At 43.8% G+C, this 18,443-nt stretch carries 14 protein-coding genes; 5 read left to right on the forward strand and 9 right to left on the reverse strand.

Annotated features, from left to right (window positions below):
• Nucleotides 1–41: 41 nt before the first annotated feature.
• A complete protein-coding gene (locus tag NST40_RS18500) occupies nucleotides 42–1,208 on the reverse strand; it encodes a hypothetical protein (RefSeq protein ID WP_342409877.1) in 1,167 nt (388 codons plus the stop codon).
• Nucleotides 1,205–1,729 (reverse strand): sigma-70 family RNA polymerase sigma factor, encoded by a 525-nt coding sequence (locus NST40_RS18505; RefSeq protein ID WP_081398195.1) that lies wholly within the window; start codon nucleotides 1,727–1,729, stop codon nucleotides 1,205–1,207. The genes NST40_RS18500 and NST40_RS18505 overlap by 4 nt, the downstream gene beginning before the upstream one ends.
• Nucleotides 1,730–1,902: 173 nt before the next feature.
• Here NST40_RS18505 and NST40_RS18510 point away from each other — a divergent pair, with 173 nt between their 5' ends.
• Both NST40_RS18510 and NST40_RS18515 read left to right on the forward strand, forming a co-directional pair.
• Nucleotides 1,903–2,733: a MerR family transcriptional regulator gene (locus tag NST40_RS18510; protein ID WP_076218685.1), complete on the forward strand. Its 831-nt coding sequence runs from the start codon at nucleotides 1,903–1,905 to the stop codon at nucleotides 2,731–2,733.
• Between the two features lie 13 nt (nucleotides 2,734–2,746).
• Nucleotides 2,747–3,772, forward strand: coding sequence for a serine hydrolase (locus NST40_RS18515; RefSeq protein ID WP_342409878.1), 1,026 nt, complete (start codon nucleotides 2,747–2,749; stop codon nucleotides 3,770–3,772).
• Between the two features lie 84 nt (nucleotides 3,773–3,856).
• Here NST40_RS18515 and NST40_RS18520 read toward each other — a convergent pair whose 3' ends face one another.
• Together NST40_RS18520 and NST40_RS18525 are read right to left on the reverse strand one after the other, a co-directional pair.
• On the reverse strand, nucleotides 3,857–4,246 hold the full coding sequence (locus tag NST40_RS18520; protein WP_076133856.1) for a hypothetical protein: 390 nt from the start codon (nucleotides 4,244–4,246) through the stop codon (nucleotides 3,857–3,859).
• A 131-nt stretch (nucleotides 4,247–4,377) separates the two neighbouring features.
• Nucleotides 4,378–6,123: a beta-galactosidase family protein gene (locus tag NST40_RS18525; protein ID WP_076218683.1), complete on the reverse strand. Its 1,746-nt coding sequence runs from the start codon at nucleotides 6,121–6,123 to the stop codon at nucleotides 4,378–4,380.
• Between the two features lie 154 nt (nucleotides 6,124–6,277).
• Between NST40_RS18525 and NST40_RS18530 the strand changes: the two genes are divergently transcribed.
• Nucleotides 6,278–7,732: a sulfatase-like hydrolase/transferase gene (locus NST40_RS18530; protein WP_339243817.1), complete on the forward strand. Its 1,455-nt coding sequence runs from the start codon at nucleotides 6,278–6,280 to the stop codon at nucleotides 7,730–7,732.
• A gap of 72 nt (nucleotides 7,733–7,804) precedes the next feature.
• On the opposite strand, the gene NST40_RS18535 is transcribed toward NST40_RS18530, so the two are convergent.
• The 5 genes from NST40_RS18535 to NST40_RS18555 all read right to left on the reverse strand — a co-directional run bounded on the left by NST40_RS18535 (nucleotide 7,805) and on the right by NST40_RS18555 (nucleotide 14,918).
• Nucleotides 7,805–9,304, reverse strand: coding sequence for an arylsulfatase (locus NST40_RS18535; protein ID WP_076277757.1), 1,500 nt, complete (start codon nucleotides 9,302–9,304; stop codon nucleotides 7,805–7,807).
• A 15-nt stretch (nucleotides 9,305–9,319) separates the two neighbouring features.
• A complete protein-coding gene (locus tag NST40_RS18540) occupies nucleotides 9,320–11,215 on the reverse strand; it encodes a family 20 glycosylhydrolase (RefSeq protein WP_342409879.1) in 1,896 nt (631 codons plus the stop codon).
• A 121-nt stretch (nucleotides 11,216–11,336) separates the two neighbouring features.
• Nucleotides 11,337–12,968 (reverse strand): extracellular solute-binding protein, encoded by a 1,632-nt coding sequence (locus NST40_RS18545; protein WP_076218680.1) that lies wholly within the window; start codon nucleotides 12,966–12,968, stop codon nucleotides 11,337–11,339.
• Between the two features lie 57 nt (nucleotides 12,969–13,025).
• On the reverse strand, nucleotides 13,026–13,925 hold the full coding sequence (locus tag NST40_RS18550; RefSeq protein ID WP_076129726.1) for a carbohydrate ABC transporter permease: 900 nt from the start codon (nucleotides 13,923–13,925) through the stop codon (nucleotides 13,026–13,028).
• 24 nt (nucleotides 13,926–13,949) lie between these two features.
• A complete protein-coding gene (locus NST40_RS18555; RefSeq protein WP_076277759.1) occupies nucleotides 13,950–14,918 on the reverse strand; it encodes an ABC transporter permease subunit in 969 nt (322 codons plus the stop codon).
• 249 nt (nucleotides 14,919–15,167) lie between these two features.
• On the opposite strand from NST40_RS18555, the gene NST40_RS18560 reads away from it, so the two are divergent.
• Nucleotides 15,168–16,607: a response regulator gene (locus NST40_RS18560; RefSeq protein WP_342409880.1), complete on the forward strand. Its 1,440-nt coding sequence runs from the start codon at nucleotides 15,168–15,170 to the stop codon at nucleotides 16,605–16,607.
• Nucleotides 16,594–18,372, forward strand: coding sequence for a histidine kinase (locus NST40_RS18565; protein WP_036688197.1), 1,779 nt, complete (start codon nucleotides 16,594–16,596; stop codon nucleotides 18,370–18,372). The genes NST40_RS18560 and NST40_RS18565 overlap by 14 nt, the downstream gene beginning before the upstream one ends.
• The last annotated feature ends 71 nt before the right edge of the window (nucleotides 18,373–18,443 follow it).

Here is an 18,443-nt window from a genome sequence, read left to right on the forward strand (position 1 = left end):
GAATATAGATAAGTCTTGTGAAAAGTTATCTGAATGATACTCTAATTCAAAATAATAATCCTGCCCGTGATTACACCCTTTTCATCTCTGGAAAATTGAAGTGCCCTAGTTTCTTTATCGTCCGCACTGAAGCTTACGGAATCCGAGTAACCGATTTGCCCTTCCTCAAACATATTTTGGACAAAAAGCTTAACACTCCAGTTATCGTATTCATAATTGAAAGCCCCTTGTTCATCAACACGCACTTCCTTTACAGATTCAGGAATAATCGTGCCGGTGGAGATTTTTTTCTTTATATCCTCTATTTTTTTAATTAGTTCCTTCTCATCATCATCAATAGAGGCAGCTGCATCTATTGAAACCGCTGAATCAATTTTGCTGGCGGCAGAGGGTTCTTTCAACAGCTCCTGTAAATAGCTCTCAGCTTTGACAGGGTCAGCTTTGGTTGGGTCCAGCGGAAGTTCAAATAGAATAGCGGTTCCCTTGTAATCGTTATTAGCGCTAATTTCCCCTGTACTTTCATTATAAGCAAACGCATCTTTGCTGAAAAAAGAACTACCATTACTGACAGCTAGATATACCCCTCGGTCAGCGAATATCTCCACTCCATCACATTCAATCAGCCGGTACATAATTCCATCTATAACAGCCTCGCTATAGCCACCATTCATTGTTGTGATATTAACCTGCCATGGTTTTAGTCCCTTTATAAGCGGTGACACAAAGAATGGATCCTGGCCATACTCCGGTTCACTTGTAGCAGGCATGGGGCCACCGTCTATTCTGGCGATGGATACAACGGCATAGGATCTGTTTGGGTTAATATTCTGATCAGACTTACTCAGTTCTGAAAGACCTTCCCCCGAGACTATTCCATTCAACGTCACGTTATAATCACCAGATATAACCGATTGGTTGATTTCAACAGCATCCCTGCTTTCGAATGCTTTTGCCAGCAGTAGCTGGCCCAGATGCTCAGCAACCTGCTTGGGGCTAAATAGCTGTGTAGCTGCATAAGCCGTTAAAGACATTACAAGCGTGAATATAGCAACCATTAGTCCAATCGAAACTCTTTTTTTATAGGCTGGTTTCATTGGTTTAGTCTCCTTAAACTGTTGGATGATTCTTTCGTTTAATTCCTCTGTCGGCTCTGCTGTAGAAGCTAGCGCTTGCTTTAGCAGTTGATCCAACTTTTCGGAGTTATTCATTGGGATTCAACCTCCAAAATCTTTTTCATCGCCTTGCGGGCTTGGAAAAGTCTGCTTTTAACTGTGCCCGGTGAAATCCTTAGCGCTGAAGCAATCTCATCAACGGTCATTTCTGCGGTATAGTACAGATAGAGCGGTATTTTCAGTTTCTCATTCAGCCGGTCTGCGGCAGCATGAATCATGTGCCGAAGCTCCTGGGACAGCAATGCATCCTCTGGCATAACCTCTCCATCGGAAGTACACGCCAGATCGACCGCTTCATTATAATCTGCTGTAGGTGCAATTCTTTGCCGCCATGCCCATTTTCTGCGTTTGTTTTTGCGTAATGAGATAGCAATCGAGATAAGGAACGCTTTCGGATTTTGGTTCAGGTCCATTTTATGCCGCATTTCCATAGCTTTTAAAAAAGTCTCCTGATAGAGATCGTCCGTATCCACCCTATTCCCCGCAAGCGTAAAACAAAATGCGTAAATTGCTTTGCCATGTAATTTTATTAGGTCACTCAACTCTTCAATTTCCAAGTAGGCTACTCCTTTCTGAATGGCCATTCACCTATATATTGTCGTAACCTTAGAATCGGTTCACTATTTTGCTGTTGACTTTGACCTTAGGGTAAGGTGTTAAGTAGAGCTAGAACCAAACATCGATGTTTTGGCTTGGAAGCTTAATTAAAACGAAAAAAGGAGATGACTTTTTGCTGTCGATTGGAGAATTCTCGAAGATATGCGAAGTTTCTACGAAGACGCTTCGATATTATGATGAGATCGGATTAATTCATCCTGATGAGATTAACCCTGAGAACGGTTATAGGTATTACTCCATTAAACAACTTAAAAAAATGCTTTTTATCAATCGTCTGAAAGGTTATTGTTTCTCGCTGGAAGAAATCAAAGACATTTTACAATGGGAACAGAATCATTCAGAAGAGAAGCTCTACTCAGCCCTTAATCTCAAGAAAAAAGAAATACAGGAGAAAATAAGCGCTTATGAATACACCTTACAACAAATCAATAGTGATGTTTTAAATCTGGAGAAAGGTATTCCCATGATGTCTTACCTGAATGAGATAAAAGTAGAGCTTGTTGAAACTCAGCCTATGAATATTCTTTTTACGCGTCAGATGTTGAGCAGTGATGACTATGCGTTAGGTTATGGACATTATTTTAGCAGGCTATATGAAAAAATCGCCACTGAAAAACTCACTTTGCTCGGTACGCCAATAACGATATATCACAGCCTTGAATATAATCCAGCCGGAAATGATACAGAGTTTGCCCTCCCTATAAAAGAGAGTGTAAAAGGTACAAGAGATTTGCCTGATGCTCTTTGTGCGAGATCTGTTCTTAAAGGCGCCTATTCAGAATTGACCTCGGTCTATGCTCAGCTGAGAGAATGGATAGAAAATGAAGGTTATGAATGGGTGAACTCACCTTATGAAATCTACTTAACGGACCCGACACAGGTTGCTGTGCCTGAGGATCTGGTTACCGAGGTCTATTTTCCAGTAAAGAAAAAAAATTCATAAAGGAGTACCTTTCATGCTCAAAAACAATTATCCAACTTCAGATTGGCAAATCTCAGCCCCCGTAAACTTAGGAATGGATGCTAATATGCTTTCAGAGCTAGAATCAAGGATCAAATCCGAGTATAGCAATATCAACGGGATTGTTGTGGTAAGAAATGGAACTATTGCTTATGAAAAATATTATAATGGCGCTAGCCCGAATGATACACATCATGTGGCCTCTGTAACAAAAAGTATCATATCCGCGCTCATAGGCATTGCCATAGAGGCTGGCTTTATTAACAATGCAGATCAAAAGGTACTGGAGTTTTTCCCGGACTATGTTCCAAACGCTGCTCAAGATCAGCAAAAACAAGAAATCACCTTACGCCATCTCCTTACGATGACCGCACCTTATGCTTTTGCAGATTGGCACGAACCGCTGGAGCAAATGTGTATGCAGCCTGACTGGGTAAAATATACGCTGGATATGCTAGGCCAACAAGGAACAATTGGGGGTTTCAAATATTCAACCGCTGGAGCACATCTGCTTTCTGCCATCATCACGCGCAGCACTGGACAAAGTGCCCGTGAGTTCGCCAACGAACGTTTATTTAAACCTATCGGAATGAATGAAATCCCGGATTATGAGATGAGCTCATTTGGGTTCGATGATTTGTTTGGGGTTAATGTGAAGGGGTGGGTGGAAGACCCAAATCGTATCACCACAGGAGGATGGGGACTTACGTTGTCTCCACGCGATATGGCGCGTTTTGGTTTATTATATTTGAACCATGGACAATGGGAGAATAATCAGATCATTTCGGAGACATGGATTGAGGAATCAACAGCGATGAATCCTAATCATTACGGTTACTTGTGGTGGCTACGCGAAGAAGACGGGGTTTACACCTACTCAGCGTTAGGTGATGGTGGTAATGTCATTTGCTGCATTCCAGAAAAAAAACTTGTCGTAGCCATCGCCTCAGAATTCACACTTCGGCCTCGTGACCGGTGGCCTCTGATTAAGGATTGTATTATTCCGTCTGTTGTAGAGTAAAGAAGATAGAAAACATGCTGGTTGCCACTACTTCATTAACAACTAGGAGAGCAACCAGCTGTCTACACTCTAAATCATTTTGCTTCAAGGAAAAATAATATCGCCTTCGTTGCTGCTTACATCAAAAAATCCTACTTTGTGTTTTATAGCCAACTCCCGCATCGCCGTATAAGCTTCCTCAGCTACAGAATAAGCGAAAGCCGCATAGATGACGGATGAGCCAAGTGAGTAGTCAGTCAACCGGTTATCCGTTCCGGCTTCCTCCATCGCCTCAAAAATCTCGTCCTCTACATTCATATTAGGAAATTGCTCAGACAACTCACTATAAAAGCGTTGCAACGCCTCCGATAAAACTGATGGATCATTATAGGCATGGTCTTCCGACCACTGCACTTGCTGCTCATACCACTCCATAAATGCTGCTCTCTCTTGCGGCGCTTTAGACGTCTCGAATGCCATCAAATCATAGCTCATTTAAAATCCTCCTCTAACCCACCCTAATCGTGCATTTTCAGTTCCTATAAATTGTTGGGCTGTTTTGATTATATATTAAAAATCATCAGACCTATACTATAGAATCATGATACTTCCTCACCCGTTAAATATCATGTGAGCTCCGGTGTATCCACAAAAGTAACCACTGGCTCCATTACGCCATGTAGTTCGAATAAGATTAGCTCGTTATCACCTTGACGTAGAAGCGGCGCTGGTAAGTACAGTGTTTTAGTGGGACCTTGCTCCCAGTAGCGCCCTAAATTAAAGCCGTTTATAAAAACCTGACCTTTACTCCATCCATCCAGCTGCAAAAAAGTATCCTCAGGCTTACTGACTTGAAAGCTCCCCCGGTAAAAAGTGGGCTGCTGACGTTGCTCGCAATCTATCGGTGTGAATGATAATCCCTTAAGATGGGTTAAAGGCAAAGAACGAATCGTCCAATCATGCAGGAATTGATAGCCGAGTCTAACGCCACAGGTTATGCCTTTTGGATCACGAAGCAGCGGGCCATAATTTACACGCCCCATATTCTCCACAAGGATGTCGATCTGCAGTCCCTCCGTTGGAACCTCTAATGGAATTCCTCGCGGATCCCAGCGTTCAACTGTACCGACAAAGGCCCCATTCGCGAATACAAGCGCACGATCACGTACTTCTTGAAGGACGAGCTCCGTACTGCTGCGGGGTCCACTGATCTTCGTCGAATACAAAATGAACCCATAATTCTGATTCAGTTTCTCCATTGGCTCGGGACATGCTCTATGTACTGGGTGAGACAAAACGTCTAACTGAGTGAACAGTGGTGCTGCTTCTGTCATCAACACTTTACCATAAGCTTGTGACTTTATTAACGGCGGTAATTCCAGGGGCGGCAACGTTACGTATTTCTCAATTATTGTCCGAGCTGCATAGAATTTTGCAGTTGGCTTGCCGGATTCGTCCAGCAGCGTATCATAATCGTAGCTGGTTACGATGGGCTCATATTTGTCAAAAAGATTTGCCCCATTCATAAATCCAAAATTCGTCCCCCCATGGAACATATAGAAGTTAACAGAGGCTCCTAAAGCCAGCATTTCATCCAAAGTCTCCGCTACTTCAGATTCGGGGCGTGTATTATGCGGTTTCATCCAGTGGTCAAACCATCCATTCCAGAATTCCATACACATCAACGGTCCCGTAGGCTGATATTCACGTAGTTTAGCAAAGGCTTCCTTTGCCCGTGAACCGAAATTCACGGTGGCGAACACTCCGTCAATCATACCCCCTTGGAGCATATGATCTTCAGCTCCATCTGAAGTAAACAGCAGAACGTCCATGCCGCGGGCGATCATTCCTGCTTTTAGATCATTCAGGTAAGTCTTATCACTACCAAAGCTTCCATATTCGTTCTCTACCTGAAGAGCAAGCACAGGCCCACCGTTAGTGCTTAACAAAGGCCGCAGACGTGGAAGCAACTCATCGAAATAGGCATCCAACTTAGATAAATAGACGTTATCATTACAACGCAGCTGTATGTTATTGTCCGCAAGTAACCAAGCTGGCAATCCACCGAATTCCCATTCCGCACAAATATAAGGACTTGGCCGCAAAATCACGTGCAAACCAAGCTCTCCAGCAAGTCTAACGAAAGCCTCGATGTCAGCAAATCCAGCAAAATTGAAGCTCCCCTCTTCTGGTTCGTGTAAATTCCAAGGAATATAGGTTTCAACAGTATTCAATCCACAAGCCTTCAGCTTCAGCAAACGATCCTGCCAATATTCCGGAACGATCCGGAAATAATGAAGCGCACCAGAAAGCAACCGGATGGGTTGTTCGTCTAATGTAAAATGATCCCCTGATATGGATAACTTCCGCATATAATTTCTCCTCCAACATTGAGATAGACTATTTAATTATAGGTAATAAAAATATCAACCCATATGGACGATTCTAATGAAATATATGGAGAATTCATTGGTTGCTAGAGGCTTTTGTGATGCTATACACTATATTCATAGGGGGTTGTTACGGATGTCAAAAAGAACTCATATTTGGTTAATTACCACAGATCAAATGCGTGCGGACGCACTAGGTATCGAAAACGCTTCCGTACTGACACCTGAGCTTGACAAGCTTGCTTCGGAAGGCACACTCTTCACTGGTGCTTACTGCGCTAGTCCTGTTTGCACGCCTTCACGTTCTTCCATTTTTACAGGCAGGTATCCGCATGTTCACGGTGCCTGGAACATCGGTACCACACTCAGAGAAGACGAACTTACCTTATGCGATCATTTAAAGAAAGCGGATTATAAAACCATCGGTATAGGAAAGATGCATTTCCGCCCTCAGATGAAGGGGGACTTTTCACAAGAATATGAAGAGCCTGCTTATCGTGACCGCGGAAGAGCTTCCGATGGAACGTACTACGGATTTGATGAACATCATATTACGGAAGACAATTGTATCGGGGAATATATGGAGTGGCTTAGAGAGCGCAACCCTGAAGCGGCAGAACGTTTCAGCAAGGACCGTTACAGAGCTTCTAATGCTCAAAACGATGTGTGGGAGAGCGAAATCCCTCCAGAGCTACACCAGTCATACTGGATTGCTGAACGGAGCATCGATGTGATCCTCTCTCACAAAACCGAACAACCGCTATTTTTATGGACCAGTTTCGTCGATCCACATCACCCCTTTGACCCTCCAAAAGCTTATGCGGATATGTACGCTGACACTGACATTCCATCTCCAGCCAGCGAAGCAGACGACGTGCATCTTCGTCCTCCACATCTGCTGCGTCAGAGTCAGGGAGGATATTGGCCTGGTGGCGGTGAGGAGCATTCTCTTGATGAAGCGCATATGAAACGGCTCACCCGAAATTATTATGCGATGATTACCTTCATTGACGAGCAGATCGGACGTATTATAAAAGCTTGGCGTCAAAAAGATATGTACGATGATGTAGTCATCCTCTTCACCAGCGACCACGGAGAACTGCTCGGTGACCATGGGCTGATTTACAAAGGGCCGTGGTTTTATGAAGGGTTAACACGAATCCCGATGATCGTACGCGGTCCTGGGATTGCTTCCGGGCAACGGGTCCCTGCTTTGATGGAACATGTTGATATTGTCCCCACACTGCTTGCAGCCGCAGGTCTCAAAACTTCCTACGGAATTCAAGGTGTGTCACAGATGGAGGTGCTGGCTGGAAGAAAGTCCCATGTGCGTAATTCTGCCCTAACCGCTTATATTGCTCATGATCGCGGCATTAACGCTAAGTGTTTGCGTACAACACGCTATAAGCTGATAATCTTCGCAGGTGAGACCTACGGTGAATTGTATGATTTGAAAGAGGATTCTCATGAGAACTCCAATCGTTTTGAAGATCCCGATTATAGTGATATTCGCCATTCGATGGTTGAATTGCTCGTCCATCGAATGATTCAAGATCAGGACCCTTTGCCTGAACGCCGGAGTAGCTGGTAAATTCACTAACCTTTCTTTCTATCCTTAACAGACTTAGGGCAACCTGAAAGTTCAGGTTGCCCTAAGTTATGATTATTCCCCCAATTGGGATGCCTTTAGAATATGAGAAATTGGGCGTCCGGCAATCCATTCACCGTTGTTTACAAACCCTTCCTCTCGTCCCTCCAGCTCGTGAATAAGACGCTCTCTCCATTCTTTTATGCGCTCGAATTTATCAATACAGCCTATCGCATTAATCTTCTCAGAGGGGTCTGCCGCTAAATCAAAATACTGCTCTTCCCCTGTCTGAGAATACCAAATAAATTTCTCTCTTCCATCCGTTAAGAAGTGGTGGGACTTTTCTCCATAGGCTTGTTCCCCATGAATATAAGATCGCCATAATGTCTGATCTCCCCTGCACAGCGGCAACACACTTTGCCCTTCTACTGTAAATGGTATTTGGACGCCAGCAGCTTCAAGAAATGTGGGCATAATATCACGAAGCTCTACAATGGAATCAAGCCGGGAGCCGGCAAGAAGTCCAAGCGTTTCTCCCGGATCAAACACTATGAAGGGAATCTTAGCACTTCCCTCATAAGGAAGAGATTTGCGGAAGTAATGGTGATCCCCCATCATTTCACCATGATCAGAAGTAAATAGAATCAAAGTTTCATTTAAAACTCCATACTCCTGCAGCCCATTGATCAACCTCCCAATTTGGTCGTCAAGATGCGTAATTAGCGCGTAATACGCGGCACGGGCACGATCCAATCTGCGCTTTGGCAAATTAGTGAACGAAGAAGTTGGATCCTTAGCTGCGTTTAAGGCCGCACTCTCGTCCACCCAGTCTCCGATTGGAGGATCAGGAAATTCCAAGTCCTTGTACATATCTAGATAACATTGTGGCGGATCCAAGGGGGAATGCGGGCGAACGAAGGAAGACCATAGGAAAAATGGTTTCCCAGGATCTCTTCTTCGCAAAAAGTCTAGCGACTCGGTTACGCACCAATTCGTTGGATGCATCGCTTCCGGCAAGTGCCAGGGGCGGGCAACCGTTGAGGCGTTGCAATCGAGGCCTAAGTCAGTGATATCCGAATTGGCATCAGTTTGTCTTCGCAGCCACTGCAAATAATCGTCCACTTGATCATAGTGTTCATCATGGAACGTTTGGTTCTTATCCCGATTGTAGTGAAGATATCCATCATGAAGCACCACATTATGGAATCCACATAGATTACGTGCAGGATACACATGCATCTTGCCAACACACTGCGTATGATAACCAGCTTGAGCAAGCTCTCCGGCAATCGTATGGGCGTAATTCCATTCAACCTTATCCTGATAACCAACCCGGCCATGTGATCTTTGCCCCATTCCTGTCATGATAGCAGCCCTGGCGGGAATACAACTGGGGGTAGCCGAATACGCGTGCTCAAATAAGATCCCCCTTGATGCCAGAGCGTCCAGGTTGGGTGTCTCAACGACGGGATGTCCCATAATGCTCAGACAATCAAAACGCATCTGATCTACGGTGATAAGCAGAAGGTTAGGCTGCTTTGTGCCCTTTTGATTGTCCAGATTAGTATCAATCATAACCTCACCCCCTTCTTAAACCCCAGCGATCACGGATGGTGTTGCAATCGTGTGCCATAAATTCGCACTTATCGCCCTGGGGTTGCCCTCGTCAACAAGGCCGTCGAACGTCAGAAGCTCCTCTTCTAATTCAGCAATCTGTTCCACGTTTCCTTCGACATAACGATTAATTCGATGAATCGCCGTTCTGATTCTCTGAAGCAATCCTCCCATACGAAGATCAAAGACATCAAGACCAAACACCTTATTTTCCTGCTCCCATTGCACTCGATAGTCGGCCATGAATTGTCTGGCCAAATCAGATAATTGTGGCAAAGTTACCTTGGCAAAGTGAGCCAATTCCTCTAAATCTCCACGATGATAAGCTTCGCGTATAGAAATCCCGATTTCGCTCTTTATTTCGAGCAAGCGACACAAGCTGGCTTGTACAGAGAATAAAGATTGCCAAGGCGAATTGCGAGTGATCGCCTGTTCGAGCTTTTCTGCACTTTGCTGATAATGCTTCGAATACGCGCTAGGAATAACATGTCGATCGAACAAACCACATAAAATATCTTGATAAAGCAAGTATTTAGCCGGATTGATAGAACATCCCCCCGGTGCCGAATTACCCGGAACCAAGTTGGCCGCATCGAGTGCCATAAAGTCATCATAATTGCCTTGCACGCAGCTACTGAATCTTTCTTTGACATGGTTCTCCACGAAACATCTCGTGTAGCAGAGCTCCGCCCAAAGTTGAAGGGTAGGAAGAACCGAGAAAACGGAAGCTTCAGCGCCATTATCTCCCCATGCGGTAATCAACACTTCTTGAATTCCATACTTAACACAGCTATCATGAGCCAGCAGACTGACATGACGACTGAATTCATTGTTTGGAGCGAAGCCCATCCATTTCCAAGCACCACCTGCAAATCCAATATGATCATTCAACTGCTTATGTTTGCTTAACATCCCGTCGTATTTCTCCTGCGTTTCCGAATAATAATCCCAGTAGATCAAGGTAACATCTTCAGGAATCAGCTTTACAATATCAGGGCTAATTGGACTTTCAGCATCGTAATATTCTCCGGAACTGGCCAGACGGAAAAACATGTCGCTCCACATCATCGTCTGGAAACCATATTTTCTGGCGATCTCTATAACAGTGCTAAAGTGTTTTAACATTAATGAGGTTCGATCCTGATACCCATGCTTATCCAGGTATTTACCAAGTCCCATCATATGAGCTTCGTCCATCCCGATATTTATGCGGCGACTGCTTACATGAGCCGACATAAAAGCAAACATTCGATCAATTAACTCATAAGTTCTGGGATCATCAATAAGGAGAATATCCTGGAAATCCACAAGCGGTGCATGTGCCTGCCATTTCAACGCTTGGCCGAGATGGGCCAGGGTCTGAATACAAGGAACCAGTTCTATGCCAAATAACGCGGCATACTGATCCAGCTCCCGAATTTGATCTCCTGTATATCGGCCTCGCAAATAGCCGAAATAAGGGTATCCCTCCAGTTCGTAGGTGTCTTCTGTATACAACTGAACCGTTGAATATCCCATAAGCGCTAAACGCCGGATCAATTCCTTATATCCTTCATAGTTAAGAACCGCATTTCGCGAACAGTCTACCATGAAGCCTAACTGTTCATAAACCGGCTGTTCATTAATTTCAACTCGTTCTCCACGGCGTACGTTCTCAAGAAATCGGCTGAGTGCCCGGAACAATTGATGTTCCTGTTCATACGCAATGGTGACCTGAGCCTCATCGTAAGATATTTGAATGCCCTTCCCTTGCTTCTTACAAATCACTGGTATCCCTGAGTGTTCCATTCGAATACTCAATATTCCCGCTACTTCTGAAACAGCTGCTAACTGTTTCTCGGTTAACCCTGTCAAATGAATGCTAAGGTTCATAGACTTTACCCTCCCAATCTTATAAGTATGCGGTCAGTAGCGCCGCACAGTCTAAGCCATACTTCAAATAATTAAACGGAAGATCCGGGCTACTTCCGCCCGGATCTTCTCTATTCATCCATTATTCAATACCTTGTTCCTTGGCCTTCTCATTTACTTCCTCTATCATTTTATCAAGACCTTTAGCCTTATAATCGTTCACAATGCTATTCCAGTAACTCTCAACGGGTTCTTTGGAAAGCATGATCTTAAGCAAATCATCATGGTCAAGCACAGTAAATTTATCCTTTGTTGGGGTGGACATATAAGTTAACCGAATGTCGTATTCTGGCACCTTTGTATTGTTCTGAATCCAGTCGATGTAATCGACAGCTTCTTTGCGGATTCCTTCATTAGCAATCGTCGGGTTATCCATGTTATAGCTATCTGAAGTTTCATAAGCCACCAAATTCTTCAGAAATCTGCTAGCTGGATACTTCTCATTTAATGAACCCTTTTCAATGACAACCTTCTGCCCATTTTCGAGCTTATAATCTACACCTTCGATGCCATAAGTCAACAGATCCTTGCCTTCAGGAGACAACACATAATCATAGAGTGCCATGATGCGATCCATCTTTTTATCGTCAATCTTATTGCTGAAATAGCTTTCTGACCAGTATGTTTTAAAGATGGCATGAGAGCGTTCACCATCAGGACCGATAAGCGGCTTGAGCGCCTTCACGCTCTCCGTCATATCCTTATCCGGATAAGCTGTTTTCCAGCGTTTTTCATACATATCGCTATTTAAATTTATGAAACCTCCACCGCTTAGAAGAGCAGCTGCTTTGCCTGCTACGAAATTGTCATAGGACTCTGCTGGTTTGACGAGCGCGATGTCTGGATCGATCAACCCTTTTTCGTACATATTCTTCATGTTTTGCAGCGCTGGCAGCGCATTTTTAGAGAATACAGCAGGGATAAACTTTCCATCCTCTTTGATCCATTTAAAATCACTGCCGCTTCCATCACTAGTAGCAACCGGGTTGCCATACAACCAGAAGAATCCGCCCAGCATCTTGGTAGTTGTCGTCGTAAGACCAGTAATATGCTTGCCTTCCGGATCCGACTTTACGATTGCATCAAGCATGGCTTCAAACTCTTCCCATGTCTCTGGCTCTTTGGTGATCCCAGCCTTTTGAGCAAGATCCCAACGATAGAAGACCATACGATCCAGTGCGCTCCAATCAACACTCGGGAACATCCGGCGAGGCACAGTATAATACTTTCCATCTACTCCTAATCCTTTAATATCTGGCGATTCGAAGTATTTTGCAAGGTTTGGATACTTTGAAAGATCCGGGAGCGCTTTGACAACGCCTTGATTCACCCATTTGCGCTGATATTGCGTGCCGACGGCGTCGATCGCGAAAATGTCTGGCAATTGGCCGGAAGCGGCCCACATTTGAATCTTCTGGGTATAGTCATCCCAAGACAAATTGACAGGTTTTAGTGTGATGTTGAATTTCTCCAATACTTGTTTAGCGATCGGGTCCTTTTCGATGTTAGCAATCTCGGCATCCGCATCCCAAAACCCAAGAGAAATGGTCATTGGATCCTTGTAAGGATTATCCGTGGAGTTAGAAGAATTCGGAGATGTTTCACCGTTTGAACCAGCCTGCCCTTTGCCGTTATTGCCTCCACCGCAAGCCGTGAGTACTGAAGCCAACAAAGTTATACATAATGCCAATGTCATTATTTTCTTTCTATGCATGCTTGAAACCTCCCTTTATACTATTTTAGGATAGAATCAATCTATTTAAAATCTTTCTTATCCTTTTATTGAACCCACCATAATCCCTTTATTAAAATGCTTCTGCAGGAACGGATAAACAACAATAATCGGAATACTCGAAACTACAATCGCTGCCATTTGAAGTGCAGGTGTGTAGACCTTCCCCGTCTGCTCCTGCTCGGCCATCGTTTGTGCCATTTGGCTTAGCAAGGAATTCGAAGTAATGAGTGTCTCCCGCAGATAAATCTGAAGTGGTGCTTTTGCAGCGTCACTGATAAAAATCAGCGCATACCACCATTCATTCCATCTTTCCACAGCATAGAACAAAGCAAAAGTCGCCATGAATGGAGCAGAAATCGGAATAATGATTTTGAAAAGAATGTACAGATCATTCGCCCCGTCCAGCTTAGCCGATTCTTCCAAGCTTTCTGGAATGGTGTTGAAATAGTTTTTCATAATGATTAGATAAAACGTATTGAGACCCGCGGGGATGATCATGACGAGTATATTGTTTACGAATCCTAGATCTTTAACGACTAAGTAAAAAGGAATTAAACCGCCATTGAAAAACATAGTGAACAAGATCAAGCTGAGCATTATGTTTCTGCCGGGCATACCCCGCTTGGATAATGCGTAAGCTCCCGCCACAGAGATTGTCATACTGAACAACACGCCAACCACAGTTACGATGACAGAATTAAAGATGGAAGTCCAAAACTTCATATCCTGAAGCAAAAGCTTGTAAGCGGACAGGTCAAACGAAAGCGGAAAAATATAAAAGTCACTTTTACTAATCGCTTCGAACTTTGCCACAGAGATAATAAGAACATTATAGAAAGGAAAAAATGTTACTATTGCTAGGAGCCCCAGAACCACGAATGCGACGATATCGAAGACACTCCACTTTTTTCTCTTTTTAACCGTTGTGTCGGTCACTTGCTTCTCCCCTTTTCCTGCAGATTAATACAGCCCTTCCTCGCCCATCTTCTTAGCGAACGTATTGGCCGCCCATAAAAGGATTAGGCTGATAATGGACTTGACGACACCCACGGCGGTCATATATCCAAAGTCTCCTCCAATCGTGAAGGAAGTCCGATAAATGTAAGTATCGATCGTGTCGGCAACCGAATATACCGGCGAACTATACAGGTTGAAAATTTGCTCGAAGCTCGAACCTTGGGTTAGTAGTTGTCCAACTTGAAGGATTAACAGAACTGCGACTGTACTCTTCAAACCCGGCCATGCGATGTTTAGCAAACGGCGAAACCGGTTCGCTCCGTCCACTTCAGCCGCTTCAAACAGCTCAGGATTGATCCCTGCCAGAGCCGCCAGGTAAATGATTGAATCCCAACCGATCTCTCGCCACACATGCGTGATATACAGAACGGGTCTGAATGCATTTTCATCGACAAGAGGAGAATTCGGATCTCCACCAAACAGCATGATGATCTGGTTATAAATCCCGTCCTTGCTTAAAATATTGATAATAATCCCCGACAGTACAACCCACGATATAAAATGCGGGAACGTCAGGATCGTCTGAAAAAACCGCTTCATTTTTGTCCTGGAAAACTCATATAAAACAATCGCCAGGATAATGGGCATCGGGAAATGAGTGACCAGCTTCATCAAGCTGATAATGACCGTATTCCAAAACGCCTTGCGAAAATCGGGGTCGGTCAGCAGCGTTTGAAAATTCTCCAACCCAACCCAAGGACTTCCCAGAATCCCCTCACTGTAATTAAATGTTTTGAACGCTAGCGTTACACCGTACATGGGAGCATAGCTGAAGAGGGCATACCAGATTAACACCGGTAGAACCATGAGGTAAAAATACTTGTACTGTAAAATCGTTTTTCCTAAACTTTGCTTTGGAGCACGAGTTTTTAAGCTTCGTTTAGGCGTACGAGCGGTTACAGAATCAGCCAATCTTCTCCCCACCTTTCTGTATGAGTTTGTTATGCTTGTAAGCGATTTATATGGTAAATTATATCGGGAGTGTAAATTCTCTTGTATAGAGAATACAACTCCGATCATGTGGATTTTTCACACCTTTGCGGGAGACCTTCCTGTGGCACGTAATATCGGACATAGTGAGCGTAAGATCGTCCATACCCCCCTTGGTCCACAATCGCTAGGATAAATCTAAGAGTTCTATAAAGAGAGGGGGATTCACTTATGCGTTCAGTAATTATTGCAGATGATGAGAAGTGGATTGTAGAAGGAATTAAAGCAGGAGTGAATTGGAAGAAATACGGCTTTGAAGTGATCGACGATGCCGAAAACGGGCAAGAAGCCCTTCAATTAATTCAATCGCTTCGCCCCACCCTTGTTCTAACAGATATCAAGATGCCTGTTATGAATGGACTAGAGCTCATTCAACGTGGCAAGGCCATCGCGCCGGATACGATCTTTATCGTACTCAGCGGACATGCCGAGTTCGCTTATGCACAAAAAGCAATGAATTATGGTACTTTCGGATATTGTCTCAAACCCTTTGAAATCGAAGAAATTGAAGGAATGCTCAACCGAATAGCCCAGCAACACGATTCCAAGAAAGTTAAAGAACAACCTATCCACGACTTCGAACTTTATGAAGCGGTTTGTTCCGGAGATCTTGAACGAATTAACTTATGGTTGGATGAGAAGAAAATACCCTTGTCGAAAGATACCCCTCATATCCCCATTGTTATCCAAGGGTTAAGTTCACCTGTAGATGTCAGGCAGTTCTCTTCCCTGGTCTTCCCAATGAGCCGCCGTCGGTATGGTTACTTATTGGAAGAGTGCCAATACGAAGTCTTCCTCCAGGGTCTTGAACAAACAGAAGTTGTACAAGAGTGCGGAGTCGGGATCGGTCCTCCTATTTCGGATATACACCAATTGGATGCGTCTTTAGAGTCCGCCTCTCATGCTGCTTTCAGTATGTTCACAACGGGGATGCCCGGATGTTACCGGGTGAATCCACAGCAGGACATACCGATCGACGAGAAGCTCAAAGAGATTTCCCGGATTCTTCATAATAAAGACCGGCTCGGTTTCATAGCAGCCATGGAATCGATAAAGAAATTATTCAAAGAGGGAACGTTCACCATTAAAGAAGCCTATTTGCTCTATACATCGATCCTCTACTTATTTCCTCCGGAAGGGACTCGGGTTAGCGGCCGTTTTTTTGAAGGATATGAACAGCTCTATTATCGGTACGGCACGGCTGAAGCTATGATCGATGATCTGATTCTTATGACACTTGATATTTTTATGAACCGAAACGAATCTGATATTTCACGAATCTCAAACCACAAAGTCAAAGAAATCATGTTATACATCCGCAACCATTTCAATCAAGAAATTTCGATCCAGCAATTAGCCAATCAGTTTTTTTTAAGCCCAAATTACTTATGCCAATTATTCAAAAAAGAGGTCGGCGAGACCATCATCGAACATATCAGTCGTTTACGAATTGAATACGCTTGTAAAATGCTGATCGAAACCAACCTTTCCATTTACCAAATCGGTGAGAAATGCGGTTTTCAGGATTATTTCTATTTCACACGAATTTTTAAGCGGCATCTCAAAATGACACCTACACAATATAGGGAACTAAACAATGAAGACATTTAAGAGACTATCCATCCGTACTCAGGTTTTGCTATTCGGGTTATTTATTGTTGCCATTATCCCAATCATCGTTTCACGAGTCTACCAACTATCAAGCGAGACTATCATTAATCAAAATACGCAATACAATACGGAGCTGGTCTCCCTCCTCAAACAACGGATTTCTGACAACTATGCCAACGTCTCTTCCATGATGATGAATGTGGGTTACGATTCGACCGTCCAAAAGTTCCTAGTCGAGAATGATAAGCTTCGAGTCTACGATCTATCCCAAAAAGTTGAAGGATTGTTGAGCATCGCCCGAAATATGAACACGGATATCTTAGATATTATTGTTATCGGTAGCTCAAACACACGTATTTCCTTAGCAGGAAGAACAAAATATGCTATCGATCTTATGAAAACAGCTGAGGAGGATGGAATCGTTCATTATCGCGGATACAGTCCTCCAGACAAAGTCATCGACAAGAGAAAACTGCTTTTCGGGATGAACATCTTCGCTTCAGGTGACACGTCCCTATATGGTGAAAAAATTGGCTATCTCGCAGTTATTGTAGATATGAAAGCCATTCAAACTGAAATTTCTGAGTATCCCCGATTGGTCGGAACCAGCTTTTTTATGATGGATGATAAAGGCATGATCTACTCTAATAGCAATGAGCCGGAGGATATGCTCCAGCAGTTTCAAACTCGGGCAACTGGAAGGGATGGAGAGTCCATCGTTGAGACGGTTCATGGAAAGAAATATGCAATTCAGTCCTTTAGCTTACCGGAGATCTCTGGAAAAATCATAACCGCTGTTCCTGTCCATAATTTAATGAAAGAACTGGAGAAATTGAAGAAGGTCAGCTATGCTCTTCTAGCCTTAATCTTGCTGGTCGTCTCTATTCCCTATTCTGTGCTTATGATGAATCTCTTAAGACCGTTGTCTAGGCTTATGCGCTATATGAATCAATTAAAAGGCGGAAGTCTGGGGATATTGAATAACAAGGTCGATTTAAAGGGCTATGCTGAGATTGAAATCATCTCTCGACAGTTCAACGATATGACCACACGGATCCACGATTTGACGGACCAATTAATCGATGCTTCAACTCAACTTTATCTGACCGATCTGGAAAAGCAGCGGGCGGAATATTCGTATTTACAAAGTCAAATTAATCCGCATTTCTTAAGCAATACTTTAGATACAATCAAGGGCGTTGCGATCGTAAAAGGAAATCGGGATATCTTCGAGATGACTACCGCCTTAAGCACAATGCTCAAGTACAGCATCAAGGGCAAAGAGGAGGTAACTCTTGGGGAAGAGCTGAAAATCGCGGAATCTTGTGTGAGGATTTACCAAGGCCGTTTCCCGGACAAATTTACTTACAAGCTGTTGTGTCCACAGGAATGGCTACACATTCCCGTGCCTAAAATGATCCTTCAACCTATTGTTGAAAATGCGCTTGGTCATGGGCTTGAGGCACAAGGACAAGGAATTTTGCTGATCTCCGTAGAGAAAAACGAAGCGGGGCTGCTTGAAATCGTGGTTGAAGATAATGGTGTAGGTATCGATACAACAAGACTGGAACAACTTACGGAGTTGCTGGCTGGTAAGAATATAGAATCAGGAGATCATATCGGTCTCCTAAATGTCAATAATCGTCTAAATCTTAAGTATGGCGATCCTTGCGGCGTTCTGCTGTACAGTAAGGAGGGTAGCGGGACGAAGACCGTTTTGAGGCTTCCCGGATCTTTAATAGATCCACAAAAAGCGAGAACATAAATAGGGAGGTTGCCCATTCAGGGCAACCTCCCTTTCATATGTCTTTCATTCACCGCATTTACTAGGATATT

The sequence above is a fragment of the Paenibacillus sp. FSL R10-2778 genome (assembly GCF_038593035.1).
In the GTDB taxonomy this organism is placed as follows: Bacteria; Bacillota; Bacilli; order Paenibacillales; family Paenibacillaceae; genus Paenibacillus_AQ; species Paenibacillus_AQ odorifer.

Excerpts from the sequence above, each read along its gene's own strand:
- NST40_RS18515 (WP_342409878.1), top strand. The coding sequence starts at position 2,747 with ATGCTCAAAAACAATTATCCAACTTCAGATTGGCAAATCTCAGCCCCC.
- NST40_RS18530 (WP_339243817.1), top strand. The coding sequence starts at position 6,278 with ATGTCAAAAAGAACTCATATTTGGTTAATTACCACAGATCAAATGCGT.
- NST40_RS18500 (WP_342409877.1), bottom strand. The coding sequence starts at position 1,208 with ATGAATAACTCCGAAAAGTTGGATCAACTGCTAAAGCAAGCGCTAGCT.
- NST40_RS18520 (WP_076133856.1), bottom strand. The coding sequence starts at position 4,246 with ATGAGCTATGATTTGATGGCATTCGAGACGTCTAAAGCGCCGCAAGAG.
- NST40_RS18560 (WP_342409880.1), top strand. The coding sequence starts at position 15,168 with ATGCGTTCAGTAATTATTGCAGATGATGAGAAGTGGATTGTAGAAGGA.
- NST40_RS18525 (WP_076218683.1), bottom strand. The coding sequence starts at position 6,123 with ATGCGGAAGTTATCCATATCAGGGGATCATTTTACATTAGACGAACAA.
- NST40_RS18540 (WP_342409879.1), bottom strand. The coding sequence starts at position 11,215 with ATGAACCTTAGCATTCATTTGACAGGGTTAACCGAGAAACAGTTAGCA.
- NST40_RS18545 (WP_076218680.1), bottom strand. The coding sequence starts at position 12,968 with ATGCATAGAAAGAAAATAATGACATTGGCATTATGTATAACTTTGTTG.
- NST40_RS18565 (WP_036688197.1), top strand. The coding sequence starts at position 16,594 with ATGAAGACATTTAAGAGACTATCCATCCGTACTCAGGTTTTGCTATTC.
- NST40_RS18535 (WP_076277757.1), bottom strand. The coding sequence starts at position 9,304 with ATGATTGATACTAATCTGGACAATCAAAAGGGCACAAAGCAGCCTAAC.